The organism is Streptomyces sp. NPDC052052, from assembly GCF_040680455.1.
Taxonomy (GTDB): Bacteria; Actinomycetota; Actinomycetes; order Streptomycetales; family Streptomycetaceae; genus Streptomyces.
Genome location: NZ_JBFAWU010000007.1, coordinates 17,342 through 31,175 on the forward strand (window position 1 = coordinate 17,342; position 13,834 = coordinate 31,175).

The window sequence follows — 13,834 nt, forward strand, 5'->3', positions numbered from 1 at the left end:
CGCCGGCGGATCGGTCCGTATGTGTCGGATCAGACCGTGATGGTCTTGTACTCGGTGTACGTACCGAGGCCGACCGCACCGTATTCACGGCCGATACCGCTGGCCTTGAAGCCGCCGAACGGGCCGTCGAAGGCGACGGGGGCCCCGTTCACCGTGACGGTGCCGGTGCGGACACGGCGGGCGACATCCAGGGCGTGGGCCTCGTCGGAGGACCAGACGCCGCCGGAGAGGCCGTATGCGGAGTTGTTGGCGATACGGACGGCGTCGTCCTCGTCGTCGTAGGCGATGACGACCAGGACCGGGCCGAAGATCTCCTCCTGCGCAATGCGCATGGAGTTGTCGACGTCCGCGAAGACCGTGGGCGTGACGTAGTTGCCCTTCTCCAGGCCCTCGGGGATCTGCGGGCCGCCGGTGACCAGGCGGGCGCCTTCCTCGATGCCGAGCCGGATGTAGGTGCGCACCCGCTCCTGCTGGTCGGGGCGGATCATCGGGCCGATGAAGGTATCGGGGTCGTTGGGGTCGCCGACCTTCAGCGATTGCACCAGTTCCTTCAGTGCGGCCACGACCTCCTCGTACCGGCTGCGCGGGGCCAGGATCCTGGTCTGGGCGATGCACGACTCGCCGTTGTTGAGCAGGGATCCGAACTTCAGGCCCGCGACGGCCTGCTCCACGTCGGCGTCGGGGAGGATGATCGCAGCGGACTTGCCGCCCAGCTCCAGGCTGACCCGCTTGAGCTGCTCGCCCGCGATCGAGGCAATGCGACGACCGGCCCGTGTCGAACCGGTGAAGGCGATCTTGTCGACGTCCGGGTGGGAGACGAGGTACTCGCTGGTCTCCCGGTCGGCGGGCAGGACGCTGATCACGCCCTCGGGCAGGCCGGTCCGTTCCAGCAGCTCAGCGAGGAAGCCCATGCTGAGCGAGTTCTCCGGGGACACCTTGAGGACCACGGAGTTGCCGGCGAGCAGGGCCGGGATGATCTTCGAGGTGGCCGAGGAGAACGGCGAGTTCCACGGGATCACCGCGGCCACGACACCGACCGCCTCACGCCGCACCACACTGCGCACCGGGGACGCCGGGTCGCAGGGCACCAGGGTCTCCTCCCAGCCGAACTCCTCCGCCGCCTTCAGGTAGGCGTTCGCCTGACGGGTCAGACCGGGCTGTCCGGCCCGGGTGAACCATCCGGCCGAACCGTTCTCCAGCGAGATCAGGCGGGCGACCTTCTCCGCGCTCTCCTCACGCAGCGCGTTGAACCGCCGCAGGACCGCGATCCGCTCCGCCGGTGCGGTCAGCCGCCACACACCTGCCTCGAACGAGGCGCGCGCCGCCGCCACCGCGCGGTCGATGTCCGCCGAGCGCGCCTGTGCCACACGGCCGATCGGTGACTGGTCGTGCGGCGAGGCAATGTCGAGCAGCTCAGGGTCGCTCGGCTCGGCCCAGGAGCCCCCGATGAAAAGCCGGTCATAGGTGATCACGTGCTTGCTCTCTTCCCGTGCTCTCGGTCCGACAGAACAATCCTAACTGTCACTGCAATGTAGCACTTACTTTTGCTTGTTACACATGCGCGTGGAGATACTGCAGCAATCCTCCACGTCAGCATTACCCTTGAGCCATGAGAGCCGACGCAGCACGCAACCTGGAAGCCGTCCTGACCACCGGGGCGCGTATGCTCGCCGCCGACCCGGGCGCGAGCATCGCGAGCATCGCCGGCGAAGCGGGCGTGGACCGCCGCACCGTCTACCGGCGCTTCGCCTCCCGCGAGGAACTCCTCGCCGCGATCCACGAGTCCCGCGTGACGGCCATCGAGCAAGCCATCGAGGACGCACGGCTGCGCGAGGCACCCGTCGCCGTCGCCCTGCACCGCTACGTCGAGAACATCATCACCGTCAACCGCACCTGGCCCGTCGACCTCACCCGCATGCTCGCCCACGACGCCATCCGCAGCCGCCGGGACGCATGCATCGCGCAGGTCGACACCTTCCTCGAACGCGCCACCACCGAAGGCCTTCTGCGCCCCGGCCTGCCACAGGGGTGGGCGAACGCACTCCTGCCCCAGGTCATGCACCTGGTCTCCCGGCAGATGCCCGAGCTGAGTCCCGGACAGGCAGCCGACTTAGTGGTCAACACCCTGCTGCACGGCCTCGGAGCGACCTGACACAACGAAGACCCCTTGGAACACATGTGTTCATGTGTTCCAAGGGGGTCTTCGTGCGCGTCCGCGGTGAGTGCCTCCCGGCAACGCTCAGCTCATTCCCCCGTCTCCGGGTCCTCACCGGTACCAGAGGCTTCCTGGCCCTCCTCCTCGCGCGGGCGCGAGGAGGAGGGCGCCGGAGGAATCGGCACGGTTCCGGGGATGCGGACGCGGCGCAGCCGGGACGGCTCGTACTCGGAGTCGGGGCGCTGCAAGACTTCTCCCATCGGTGCGTGCGGCATGCCGTGCCCGCGACGGCGCTGGTGCCGATATGCGGACAGGGCAGTGTCAAGAAAGAACCCGCGGCAGCGCCGACGCATTCCGCGACGAGCCGCAGCACACGGGCAGGTCTCCCGCCACGACCGGGAGAGGCGGCACCGCGCGGCGAACCGCCCGGTGAGCGGATGCAACGGTGCGAGCGCGAGCGGCCGATAGAGACCGCGCCGTCAGCCGCGGCGGACCCTTCGAAGAAGCGCCCTGCCAGATCGACGCGCTCGGCCAGGGTGGCAGCGGTCGGCTGAAGTGCTCAGCCCGGCAATGGCCCCGGGCGAGCACCTGCCGTGGTCGGCGTACCGCGAACCGACCGGGAAGACGGTCCGCGCCGACCTCCCCCATGCATTCCGGCCGAGGCATCCGCACTTCCCGGGCTTCGGCGACGAACAGCGCCAGGCACCCTGCCGCATGAAGAGCAACGCCGGTTTCGCCGTGCACCGGGTAGGCGATGAGGAGAAGATCACGCGCGGAGTCGGTCGGGGCATCGCCCGGCACTGGCCCACGCGGGCGGAAACGCAAGGACGAACGGCAACTGGTCGGCTGCGGTGGCCTGACAACACTGCGGTGCCCCAACACCTATCCGGGGGTATTTCCGCGCAAGAAAAGCAAGCCGCACCTGCGAGGTGCAAGGCTGAGCGTCCCACCAGCCTTCGCAGCAGTTCGCGCGGAGCCGGACGGGGATTCGCCCGCTCCACCCGCAAGGAGGACAGAGAAGAGTGACGCACGTCCAGGTAACCGCCCGGACCAGGAAGCGGGGGAAGACCGCTTTGAGTGCGGGCCTGCTTACCCTGCTGGCGAGCACGCTCGTCGTGTCGGCCTCGTCGGTCGCGCAGGCCGATGGCGACCATTGCGGCCACAGAGTCCTCGGCCGCATCGAGCAGCGATACCTCTCCGTGGGCGGCCCCGGAGGGTCACGCGGCTGTCCACTCAAGGAGGAGTTGGTCAACCCCGACGGGATCGGCTGACGGACACAGTTCCAGAACGGAACCATCTACTGGTCTCCCGGCAGCGGCGCATGGCCTGTCCGGGGAGACATTGACACCTACTGGTGCGACCAGGGGTGCGAGACAGGATGGATCCGCTACCCGACGTCCAACGAGCACGCCGTGGGAAACGAGATCCGGCAGAACTTCCAGTGCACCGTCATTCACTGGCAGGCCGTATCGGGCGCCACCACCAAGACCTGGAACGAGGGGAACAAGCGCGTCTGACGCACTGCCACCGAGAGTCGATCCACGACAACAGGCCCCACCTCCGCAACACCCTCACCGGTTGCTGAAGGTAACCGCCTTCGCGTCGTCCGCGTACTCGAAGTTGCCGGTGAAGCCCCAGTTCTTCCAGCCACCGTCGCCCTTGTTGGTGACGGTTCCCGCGTCGATGGCGAGCACATGGAAACCGCCCACCACGGCAAGGTGTTCAACTCCGGACACTCCGGAGAACGAGAGGTTGTTGAACGACTTCACTGCGATGATGTTCTTGCCGGGGAAGCTGTGGCCGTACTCGTCGATCAGCGAATGAGTCAGCTCCGCATCGTCGTCCGGCACCTTGCCGGAGTAGTCGGTACCGGGGTACGGCCAGCCGTCCGTGTATGCCGGTGACCCGTCATTGAACTTGACCGCGCCCGATCCGGTGGGAGTGGAATCGACCTCCAAGTCGGCGGGGTCCGGCTGTTCGAAGGTCACCTCCGAGCCATCGCGGGTGAAGTTGCCATACCAGGCCCAGTTGGTATAACCGCCATCACCGTCATTGCTGAACCTGCCCTTGTCGAAGACATAAATGTCGAACACGCCCCGGCCCGAAGCGATGTCATCCCCGATTTCCTCGTCATTGAATTCGTTGGAGTTCAGCCGGTACCTGCCCTTGTGGACGAACGAATCCGGCTCCTCGGCCCAGTGCGACGCCTGCTCCGAGTGCATCGCTACCACGTTGTAGTCGGGGTAGCAGCGGCGCATGTCGTTCACGAGCATCCGCACCGCCTGGATCGAACCCTCGTTGTCCAGCGGGGAATAGGTGTCGTAGTACCGGCTCCGGTCAGGCGGTTCCTGCCCTTCGACCTGGCAACCCTCGTCGCCGGGCTCCCAGTCTTTCTTCCGCTTGGGACGGGGCGGCTCCTCGAACGTGACGGTGCGGCGGTCCTCACTGATGTCGAACACGCCGTGAAACGCACGGTTCTTCCATCCGAGGTCGGTGCCGTCCGCCCAGGTGAACTTACCGGTCTTGAACGCGTAGATCCGGTACGTCGTGCCGCTGATCTTCACAGTCTCGATCAGTGCCGTACCGTCCATCTCCTGCAGATTTCCTTCATGCGGCTGCGCGATGACGATGTTGTAGTCAGGGAGACAGTAAGCAAGGTCGGCAAGCGCCAGCTTGACCCGCTTCTCCTTGTTCTTCTCGTTGTCGATCTTTTCGACAACAAAGTTGATCACCCAGGAGATTCCCCAGGCGGCCGCCTGGCCAAGAACGCCGCTGCCCGGAACGGAAACCGAGGACTGCGATTCACGCGGCTCGAAGCATAAATCGGGAAGTGCGTTCACCGTCTCGCCGGGAGACCCGCCGACGGACTTGCTGACAGGCTCACCAACGCTGCCACGAAGGAGAGTCCCAGACTTGACGGGGTCGACGGTACTGGCTTGCCCGCTGTCGGTGACATCGTAGTCGTCGGGGCAGTCGCCACCGCCACTCGTCATCACACCGATGCGGCAGACCTGACGGTGTGCCGAGCGGGAGATGTCACCCCCGATGGCTACGGCGGCGATCGCGCCGACCACGACGGCAACAATCCCCAGCAAGGCCAGGTACTCGATTGTCGTCTGCCCCGTGCTCCCGCGTGCTTCTGGGCGTATCCGGTCGCTGCGTTTCACACGTCACCTCGCCGTGGATTGCCTGCGTCACCAAGGCCGTATGCCTGCCGGGAACCGAACTGTAACAACGCCATCCGGGCCCACGGACAGGGCCCGAGGGCCTGCCAACAGGGCCCAAATCGGCACGTGCGGGAGATCCGTCGGCGTCTTCTCGGCGGGTGTGGGGAAGTACCACGTGGGCCGCCTCCGCGACCTTCGCTGCCGGACACTCCCCCGGGGCCGGCCCTACGTCGGCGCCGGCAGGCCTGGTCGGTGAACCGATGCCGGAGGGGACCTGACGGGGCAGCAATGCGGGCACGACTCCGCTCGGCCGACAGGCCGATCGTCCCGTTGCTCAGGGAACCCTCAAATGCCGTGCCACGCCCGGGCGGTGCGTGCACCATGGCCCCATCGGCGATCGCGGTGCGGCTACAGCCCCCGCATACGGCAAGAACAGGAGCCAATGCATGCGCGGCACCACATGGCGGACGTGGGCAGCGGGCCTGGCCACGGTGATCCTTACGGCGGGCCTGGCGGCCTGCACCAGCGATTCGGACGGCACGGACGGCGCGGCCAGGTCCTGCACGGACGGGACGTACGCCTGGTCCGGCGTCCGGCACTGGGAGAAGCTGACCTCACTGGCCGACCCGATCACGTTCAAGAAGAAGACGGACTATTACAAGTCCCTCCTCAAACCCGTCGATGACACCGTTTATCGGCCCACGGTGACCGGCGCGCCCACCGGTGTCGGAGCGGCTCGGGTGATCAAGGCACTGGGCACCCATCTGAAGGTGACGGAGCCGCTCGCGGGCCCGTCCGAGACCCACGACAATGAGCAGCACTATTTCGAAGCGGCGCAAGGCGGCCTCAAGGGCTCGTACTACTCCTGGGGATGGATCGACCTGGTCGAGGCGGACTTCGCGTACACCTGCAAAGGGGGCACGAAGCCGGTCAAGGGCCACGTCAGCACATGGAAGGGAACTGGCAGCGGCTTCCTCCCTTGCTCCGAACCCTCGGAGAGCGCCACCGGCCGCACAGCGGCCCACCGGACGTGCCCGGACGGATCCCGGGCGGCGAGCGAGGTCAACTCGGAGTCCTAGCGGCTGCCCCGAGCTGTTTCCTTGTTCGCGTCTGCACCATTTCCCAACCCCTTCAGCGTCGGCAGAGGCGGTTCGCGCAGCCCCTTGCGCTGGGCCTGTTTCCCGGCGGCCCGCACGACGATAGTGTCGAGTCCCGTGATCGTATGGCTCAACGGAACCCACGGCACGGGCAAGACGACGACCAGTGCGCTCATGCAGCAACTGATTCCGATTCAGGGGTGTTCGACGCCGAGAAGGTCGGCGAGACACTCATGGACATCACACCGGCGCTGCCCGCTACGGACAACTTCCAGCACGGGCCGCCATGGCCGCCGCTCGTGGCCGAGACCGGCCGCCGCGTACTCGACTACACCGGCGGCACCCTGGTAGTACCCATGACCGTCCTGGTCGAACAGTACTGGCACGAGATCAGTACGAGCCTCACCGATCACGGCATTCCACAACGGCGCTTCGTCCTCCACGTTAACCAGGACACCCTCCGCGGACGCATCGAAGGGGACACTCTCCTCGGGCCCTCCCCCTTCCGCCTCCACCACCGCGAGCCCTACGCCGAGGCGGCCCGCACATGGCTGCACGCCGAGGCCGAAGTCATCGACACCACGCAGCTCACACCTGCCCAGGTCGCCCAGCAGATCGCAGAAGCCGTCAAAGGCTGAGAAAGAACGACCTCCCGCACGACCTGCCGCCTGAGTCGGCCGTCTACTACTACTACTTCGCGGCCTGGCGCGACGACGGCACGGACGTGAAGATCAACGACTTGCTGCGCTGGCAGGTCCGCGAGAAGGCCGGGCGGTCGGAGGACCCGAGCCTGGTCGTGATCGACACACAGAGCGTCCGCGCGGCGGTAAACGTGCCCGCCACCACGACTGGGAAGGACGCGGCGAAGAAAGTGTCGGGCCGCAAGCGGGGGCTGGCGGTGGACGTCCTCGGCCTGGTCACCGCCGTAACCGTGCTGGCCGCCAGCGCCCACGACAACGCTTTCGGTATCGCGCTCCTCGGCCAGGTCGCCCCCATCGGCACCATCAAGAAGGCGCTGGTGGACCAGGGCTTCAAGAAGACCGTCGTCGAGCACGGCACCACGGTCGGCATCGATGTCGAGATCGTCGAACGCAACCCAACCGACACGGGAGTCGGCTTCGTCCCGCAGGCCAAGAGGTGGATCGTGGAGCAGAATCTCGGCATCCTCATGCTGTTTCGGCGGCTCGTGCGGGACTACGAGAGCAGGCCGAAGTCCTCGGAGTCCAGGGTGCGCTGGGCCGTGATCGACGTAAAAGCGCGCCGCCTCACTGGCCAGACCACGCCCACCTGGCGCGGGTGACCGCATGGACGACCAAGTCACGCCACTTCCGGAGCGGATCGACGCGCGTGAACGCGAGCTCGCCGACGATACAGCGCAGATCCGCGCGCAGATGACGAGCTCGCCGCGCGCCTGCGTGAACTCGACGAGGAGATCGAGAGCCTGGCGGTGACCCGTAAGACGCTCCTCGCCCTCCCGCCGGCGACCGCGAAGCCAGCCGAGGAGCCGCCCGAAGCAGCGTGGTTGTCACCGACGACGCACGCGGCTTGTCATAACTGATCATTCAGCAGCCGTTCTGTCACCAGTCCCGCGACCAGCGGCTGGAGGGGTGCGCAGCCGTAGACGTTCTCCCTGCGGCCCGAACATGATCAGGTACTCGACCGGTCCGGCGGATCCGGCGTTCGCGACTCCGTGGGGGGTGCGGGTGTCGAACTCGACGACGTCCCCTGACGTCAGGACGAGGTCCTGGTTGCCGAGTGCGAGCCACAACCGCCCGTACAGGACGCACAGCCACTCGTAGCCCTTGTGGGACACCTGTCGGGGCCGCCCAGGCGGCTCCGCGCCGGCAGGCAGGACGTGCTTGTGGGCGTGCAGGCCGCCGACGTACCGGGTCAGCGGCAACACCGCCTTGTCGTCGCCGAAGCTGTGCGGCGCCGTGCTGCGGGGCTCGGCCGCAGGGGCGGGCGCGGTGCCGACCAGCTCCTCCAGGGCGACTCCGTATTCCTTCGCCAGCTGCAGCACCACCTCCAGGGTGGGCTTGCGCCGGCCGGTCTCGATCCGCGACAGCGTACTGGGCGAGATGCCGGTCGCGTAGCTGACATCGGCGAGTGTGACGCCACGGCGCTCGCGCACGACCCGCAGCCGCGGCCCCATCGCCGCCAGCGTCTGGGTCACGTCGTCACCTGTCATCGTCCCCGTTCCTTCCCGCCGTGCCGCTTCGCCGCCCTGTCCTGCAACCTTGCCAGAATGGCAACGCTGATCGCGCCGAGTGGACGCAGCGTCGCATGATCGATGGGTTCCCGCCGGCCACCCACGAACCGAGGAGAAGTCCCCCATGCGATCCGAGCCGACCACCGCACTCCGCCACCGCACCGTCGAGGCCTCTGCCGGGCGCCTGCACCTGGTAGAGCAGGGCACCGGCCCATTGGTCCTGCTCGTGCACGGCTTCCCCGAGTCCTGGTACTCCTGGCGCCGCCAGCTCCCGGCCCTCGCCGCGGCCGGGTACCGGGCAGTGGCGATCGACGTGCGTGGCTACGGCCGCTCCTCCAAGCCCGCCGCGACCGACGCCTACCGAATGCTCGACCTGGTGGAGGACAACGTCGCCGTCGTGCGCGCCCTCGGCGAGGAGAGCGCAGTGATCGTCGGCCACGACTGGGGCTCCAACATCGCCGCCACCTCCGCCCTGCTCCACCCCGGAGTCTTCCGCGCGGTCGGCTTGCTGAGCGTCCCGTACGCGCCGCCCGGCGGCCCCCGCCCCACCGACATCTTCGGCCAGATCGGCGGCCCCGAGCAGGAGTTCTACGTCTCCTACTTCCAGGAGCCCGGCCGTGCCGAGGCGGAGATCGAGCCCGACGTCCGAAGCTGGCTCGCAGGCTTCTACGCGGCCCTGTCCGCCGAGACCATGCCCGCCGAGGGCGAGCCCGACCCGCACTTCGTCGCCCTGGGCTGTCAGCTGCGCGGCCGTTTCCCCGCCGGCCCGCTCCCGGCATGGTTGAGCGAGGAGGACCTCGACGTCTACGCCGGGGAGTTCGAGCGCACCGGCCTGACCGGCGCCCTCAACCGCTACCGCAACATGGACCGCGACTGGGAAGACCTCGCCCCACACCGCGGAGCCCCGATCGAGCAGCCATCCCTGTTCATCGGCGGCGTCCTGGATGCCTCCACCACCTGGATGTCCGACGCCATCGACGCCTACCCCACCACCCTCCCCCGCCTGTCGGCCTCCCACCTCCTGGAAGGCTGCGGCCACTGGATCCAGCAGGAACGCCCCGACGAGGTCAACAGCCTGCTGACCGACTGGCTCGCCACGATTCAGAGCTGAACCAGGCGGTCTACCTGAGCAGCTTGGCGGTGCGTTTCAGGTGGGCCGCGCCGAGGTAGCACATGCCGGTCTGCTCGGTGATGCCGAACAGTCGTGTGACGAGACACGGCAGTTGGAACCGCGAGGTTGCAGTGACGTGGAGATTCGGGCCTTGCGGGACAGGCTGGTTGGAATCAAATGGCCACAACCTGCGGTGAGTTGCCATCCTTGTTGGAACCAGTACGGATGCTGAACAAGGGAGTTGCATGATGTTCACCGTCGAAGAGCGGGACCGCGTCCGAGAGCAGCTGATCGCGCGCGCCGAAGCAGACGACACGATCGTCGGTGCCGCCTTCACCGGCTCACACGCCGACGGTGAAAGCGACCGCTGGTCGGACACCGACTTGGTCCTGGCCGTCCGCGGCGAACTCACCACAACGCTGGACCAATGGACAAGCTGGCTCTACGACGAGCTCGGAGCGCAACACCACTGGGATCTGTCTGCCGGGCCGAACATCATCCGCGTGTTCCTCCTGCCTGATTGGCTGGAGATCGACATGACGTTCGCACCGGAGGCGGCGTTCGGCCCGCGGGGACCTCAATGGCTGACGATCTTCGGCCAGACGCAACCACTTGAGCCCTTTACGGCTCCCGACCGTGACACTCTGATCGGACTCGTCTGGCACCACGCTCTCCACGCCCGCGTCTGCATCGAGCGCAGCCGCTGGTGGCAGGCCGAGCATTGGATAAGCGCCATGCGTGACCACGCGATCACCCTGGCCTGCCTACGACTGGGCTATCCCGCCGCTTACGGGAAGGGAGCCCATCTCCTGCCCGATGACCTGACGGCACCGCTGGAGACGACGCTCGTGCGCTCACTCGCCGAACCGGAACTCCACCGTGCCCTGCGCGCCACCATCAACATCGTGACGGACGAGCTCGGACTATCGAATCCGGGACTCGCCGCCCGCCTACGCCCCATGCTCACAGAACTGGCGTGCGCGAACGATGACTCAGGTCTCGCTACACAGCTCTGACTTCCCTCGGTTCCAACAAGCGCGGCCCGGTTCCAGCTACCGTGTCCCGGCTCAAGTCGCACCGCACGTACTCCACTACGCCGACGACAACAAGCATGCCTATGCGACAACTACCGTGCGTCGGCTCATCGGCCACGGTCTGAAACCCCGTTGCCTGGACGGGCTCACAGTTCGATCTCGATGTGCTCCACGTCGGTGAACTCCACGCCCAGGCCGTCCGCACGGGTGTTGTTCGCGCGGAAGTACATCTGTGCGAGGCCCTCGGCCGCGATCCGCTGGAGCTGCTGCTCGCCCGCGCCCTGCTCCCGGGCGGTGAACAGGCGGTCGGCGTAGACGGGCGGCAGGGCCTGGGTGATGTCACGGGTGCGGGCGTCGTCGGTGGTGCCCGGCGCGGCGGTGAACCCGAAGCGGGCGCGGGTGGAGACGACCAGGCCATCGGTGGAGGCCGCCTTCTGCCGGGCCCTGGCCCGCACCTGCGGCTGCCATCGCTTCCTGACCTCACGCTCCATACGCCCGCGCAGTTCGGGGCGGGGCCGCTTGAGCGTGCCCGCGACGTACCGCTCCACGGTGCGCTGGGAGATCCCGAGTACTTGAGCGGCCGCCCTGGTGCCCCTGAGCTGCTTGACCAGGTACTTCATCTGCGCCTGGGCACTCCGCGGGATGCGACGGGTGAACGCCCCTTCCAGCGCGCGGTCCAGACTGTCCCCGAACGAGTCGACCATGACCTGCTACTCCCCTTCCCCAGCCGTCGAGTCGGTCTTGATGAGGTTGGAGACGTTGAACACGCCACCGTGCTCCTCGAACCGCTCCTCGGCCCACAGGACGGTCCGGGTGCCCTGGTGCTTGACCATCCCGGGCGACACCCCGAGCCGGAACGTACCCGGCACCGGTTTGCCCTCGCCGGTGTGCGGCAGGACATCCAGCGGGGACGGGCCGGGCGAGGGGTAGACAATGGCGTCGGTTCCGATCGCGACCGGGTACAGGCCTGCCGCGGCTGCGGTCTTCATCAGCTTGCGGTGCAGGCCGATGCGCTGGTTGGCGAGCACGGCGGCCCGGATGTCGGGGCGCCAGGTCTCCCGGGCGAGGGCCGGCCACGGCTCGTAGTACGGCACCTGACCCCGGTTGCGTTGCCTCAGCTTGCCGATGCCGCCCTTCGCGGTCGCCTTGATCGCACCCGCCAGCAGGTTCATGACCAGATCCATCTGCTTGGAGCGGGCCATCGCCTCCAGGAACTCGGCCCCGCCCAGATCGGTGGTGACGCCCAGGTCAGCCATCGTGGCCACGTACGCGTCACGCAGGTGCTTGTACCAGCCGTCCAGATAACGCCCGGTCCGGGTGCGCACGTACGCCTCGATCGGTGCGACGTCGAAGCCGAGCTCCTGGGCGTAGGCGAGTGTCGGGGTGGCGTACCAGGCCGGGCCGGTCGGGCGGTCGCCCTTCGGCGTGAACGGCGACGGGAGCAGGTCGCCGTCGACGGTGCGGCCGTTGATCTCCACGCGGGACAGGTCCACATGCGAGAGGTCGGCCAGCCACGAGCCGGGCAGTGCCGGATCGAAGGCCGGGCCGCCGGTCAGGTGGGTCGGTCCGTTCAGCCCGACGGTGAGCCCATTCGCGGCGGCGGCGAACGACATGTTGATATCGATGGCGACGAGGAAGGGGTTCATGCACTCCTCGTCGGTCAGGGGCCGGCACCAGTCGTACGGTTCCTCCATCAGCATCTCGGCCGGGGTGCGCAGGTGGTGCCGGGCGAACTTCCCCTTCAACAGCGGGTGTTCGTCGGGTACCTCGCACTCCACCACGTCGTACACGGCGGTGAGCGCGTCCAAGTTGAACGCGCGCTTGAACTCGCCGGTGGTCTCGTCCCTCTCCGCCCGGGTCGGCGGGCGCAGTCCGACCATGAGCTCCAGTCCGGTGACGGCCGTGGTGCCGCGCGGCGTCATGACCCGCTGCGCGTACGCGCCCACGTACCGGGCGAGGTCGGCCGGGTGCATCGTCGGCAGGACCGGATCGTCCCTGCGGTCCCACTCGCGGACGTCCAGGGCGTTCCAGGCCGGGATGCACAGCTGGACGCAGTTGCGTTTGGAGCCCTCGGCCGGACGGTAGATCCGCGCCCACGGCCCCAATCCGCGCTGAGTGAGCTGCCAGTTGGCCTTGGTGAGCTGCTTGACCACCTTGTGGCTGTCCGGGAGCCGTCCGGCGCGCCGCTCCTCCTCCGACAGGGTGGCGGGCAGGCCGTAGCGATCCAGCGCGGCCGGGGTCAGGACGAGGACCGGGTCGGCGTCGCGGCCGTTGCGGTGCAGCCGGGCCTGTCCGAGCCGGGCCTCGGACAGTGTCCATTCGATCAGTGACGGCAGGGACTTGGCCGGCACGTCCAGGACCAGACCGCCGACGCAGTACGCGAGGACCTGGCCTTCGGTGTCGGTGTCGACCACGGCGAGCGGGCCGTTCTCGAAACGCGGGTCCGCTGCCGCCGTCGGGGCGGCCGCCCTCTTCACCGCTCTCTTCGCACCCGCGGGGCGCGACGATCCGGAGGGCCTGGTGGTGCTGCTTGCCGTCGGCCGGGGCGGCGGGGCAGCCGCGGACACCGGGGCCGGCTCCGGGCCCGGCTCCGGGTCGGCGATCCCTTCCGGGACCGTCTGCGGGACTGCCTGCGCCACAACCGGGTCGGACGCAGCTTCAGGGGCGGGGAACCGTGCGGCGAGGCCCTCCAGGAGGCGGGCATAGGCGGCACGCTTCGGCGGCCGTGGTTCGGTCTTCCCGGTCTCCCAGTTCCCCACCGCCTCGCGGCGGGTGCCCAGCGCATCGGCGATCTGCGCCTGGCTCAGCCCAGCGGCCTCGCGCAGCCTCTTGCACTCGGCGGGGGCAGGCAGGCCGTCCTGCGCCACTTGCTCCAGCAGCGCATCGACGGCACCGAACAGCTCGTTCTCTGTGGCCACAGAGATCACCTCCAATGGACACATTACCCGCCTCGCGCATCGATTCGCTCGTTGAACACGCCTTGATCGCACATCAATCGCACACAATGTTCGCTGTGAGAGGTCACGCATCGAAGGTATGCGGTGGCAAAACGAGGAGGACC

13 protein-coding genes and 3 pseudogenes are annotated in these 13,834 nt (G+C 67.9%); 9 read left to right on the plus strand and 7 right to left on the minus strand.

The annotated features are described in order from the left end of the window. Window positions 1–29 precede the first annotated feature (29 nt). Window positions 30–1,472 (minus strand): aldehyde dehydrogenase, encoded by a 1,443-nt coding sequence (locus AB0L71_RS10280; protein WP_365240423.1) that lies wholly within the window; start codon window positions 1,470–1,472, stop codon window positions 30–32. A gap of 191 nt (window positions 1,473–1,663) precedes the next feature. Between AB0L71_RS10280 and AB0L71_RS10285 the strand changes: the two genes are divergently transcribed. After that, window positions 1,664–2,152: a TetR/AcrR family transcriptional regulator gene (locus AB0L71_RS10285; RefSeq protein WP_365240940.1), complete on the plus strand. Its 489-nt coding sequence runs from the start codon at window positions 1,664–1,666 to the stop codon at window positions 2,150–2,152. 92 nt (window positions 2,153–2,244) lie between these two features. Here AB0L71_RS10285 and AB0L71_RS10290 read toward each other — a convergent pair whose 3' ends face one another. Beyond that, window positions 2,245–2,403 (minus strand): hypothetical protein, encoded by a 159-nt coding sequence (locus AB0L71_RS10290; protein WP_365240425.1) that lies wholly within the window; start codon window positions 2,401–2,403, stop codon window positions 2,245–2,247. 774 nt (window positions 2,404–3,177) lie between these two features. On the opposite strand from AB0L71_RS10290, the gene AB0L71_RS10295 reads away from it, so the two are divergent. Both AB0L71_RS10295 and AB0L71_RS10300 read left to right on the plus strand, forming a co-directional pair. Continuing rightward, the gene (locus AB0L71_RS10295) at window positions 3,178–3,426 is read left to right on the plus strand and encodes a hypothetical protein (RefSeq protein WP_365240427.1); all 249 of its coding nucleotides are present in this window, start codon (window positions 3,178–3,180) and stop codon (window positions 3,424–3,426) included. Window positions 3,427–3,441: 15 nt separating this feature from the next. After that, window positions 3,442–3,522 (plus strand): annotated as a pseudogene (locus AB0L71_RS10300) (hypothetical protein); the annotation flags it as partial. A 204-nt stretch (window positions 3,523–3,726) separates the two neighbouring features. Here the strand turns inward: AB0L71_RS10300 and AB0L71_RS10305 are convergent. Further along, window positions 3,727–5,322, minus strand: coding sequence for a hypothetical protein (locus AB0L71_RS10305; RefSeq protein WP_365240429.1), 1,596 nt, complete (start codon window positions 5,320–5,322; stop codon window positions 3,727–3,729). A 446-nt stretch (window positions 5,323–5,768) separates the two neighbouring features. On the opposite strand from AB0L71_RS10305, the gene AB0L71_RS10310 reads away from it, so the two are divergent. Beyond that, window positions 5,769–6,401 (plus strand): hypothetical protein, encoded by a 633-nt coding sequence (locus AB0L71_RS10310; RefSeq protein WP_365240431.1) that lies wholly within the window; start codon window positions 5,769–5,771, stop codon window positions 6,399–6,401. On the opposite strand, the gene AB0L71_RS10315 is transcribed toward AB0L71_RS10310, so the two are convergent. Next, window positions 6,398–6,595, minus strand: coding sequence for a hypothetical protein (locus tag AB0L71_RS10315; RefSeq protein WP_365240984.1), 198 nt, complete (start codon window positions 6,593–6,595; stop codon window positions 6,398–6,400). The genes AB0L71_RS10310 and AB0L71_RS10315 overlap by 4 nt on opposite strands. Between AB0L71_RS10315 and AB0L71_RS10320 the strand changes: the two are divergent. The 3 genes and pseudogenes from AB0L71_RS10320 (at window position 6,537) to AB0L71_RS10330 (ending at window position 7,870) form a co-directional block, all read left to right on the plus strand. Next, window positions 6,537–7,057, plus strand: a pseudogene (locus tag AB0L71_RS10320) (ATP-binding protein). The gene AB0L71_RS10315 and the pseudogene AB0L71_RS10320 overlap by 59 nt on opposite strands. An 11-nt stretch (window positions 7,058–7,068) precedes the next feature. After that, window positions 7,069–7,719: pseudogene (locus AB0L71_RS10325) on the plus strand (transposase); the annotation flags it as partial. A 4-nt stretch (window positions 7,720–7,723) separates the two neighbouring features. Next, window positions 7,724–7,870 carry a hypothetical protein gene (locus tag AB0L71_RS10330; RefSeq protein ID WP_365240433.1) on the plus strand — a complete coding sequence of 49 codons (147 nt, stop codon included), beginning with the start codon at window positions 7,724–7,726 and terminating at the stop codon, window positions 7,868–7,870. A gap of 107 nt (window positions 7,871–7,977) precedes the next feature. Here AB0L71_RS10330 and AB0L71_RS10335 read toward each other — a convergent pair whose 3' ends face one another. Continuing rightward, window positions 7,978–8,607, minus strand: a complete 630-nt coding sequence (locus AB0L71_RS10335; RefSeq protein ID WP_365240435.1) for a helix-turn-helix transcriptional regulator — start codon at window positions 8,605–8,607, stop codon at window positions 7,978–7,980. Window positions 8,608–8,752: 145 nt separating this feature from the next. Here AB0L71_RS10335 and AB0L71_RS10340 point away from each other — a divergent pair, with 145 nt between their 5' ends. Next, window positions 8,753–9,739 (plus strand): alpha/beta hydrolase, encoded by a 987-nt coding sequence (locus tag AB0L71_RS10340; RefSeq protein ID WP_365240438.1) that lies wholly within the window; start codon window positions 8,753–8,755, stop codon window positions 9,737–9,739. Between the two features lie 245 nt (window positions 9,740–9,984). Further along, entirely contained in the window at window positions 9,985–10,755 is a 771-nt protein-coding gene (locus AB0L71_RS10345; protein ID WP_365240440.1) for a hypothetical protein, read from the plus strand. Between the two features lie 164 nt (window positions 10,756–10,919). On the opposite strand, the gene AB0L71_RS10350 is transcribed toward AB0L71_RS10345, so the two are convergent. Next, window positions 10,920–11,477, minus strand: coding sequence for an XRE family transcriptional regulator (locus tag AB0L71_RS10350; protein WP_365240442.1), 558 nt, complete (start codon window positions 11,475–11,477; stop codon window positions 10,920–10,922). A gap of 6 nt (window positions 11,478–11,483) precedes the next feature. Continuing rightward, the gene (locus AB0L71_RS10355; RefSeq protein ID WP_365240444.1) at window positions 11,484–13,715 is read right to left on the minus strand and encodes a helix-turn-helix domain-containing protein; all 2,232 of its coding nucleotides are present in this window, start codon (window positions 13,713–13,715) and stop codon (window positions 11,484–11,486) included. Window positions 13,716–13,834 lie beyond the last annotated feature (119 nt).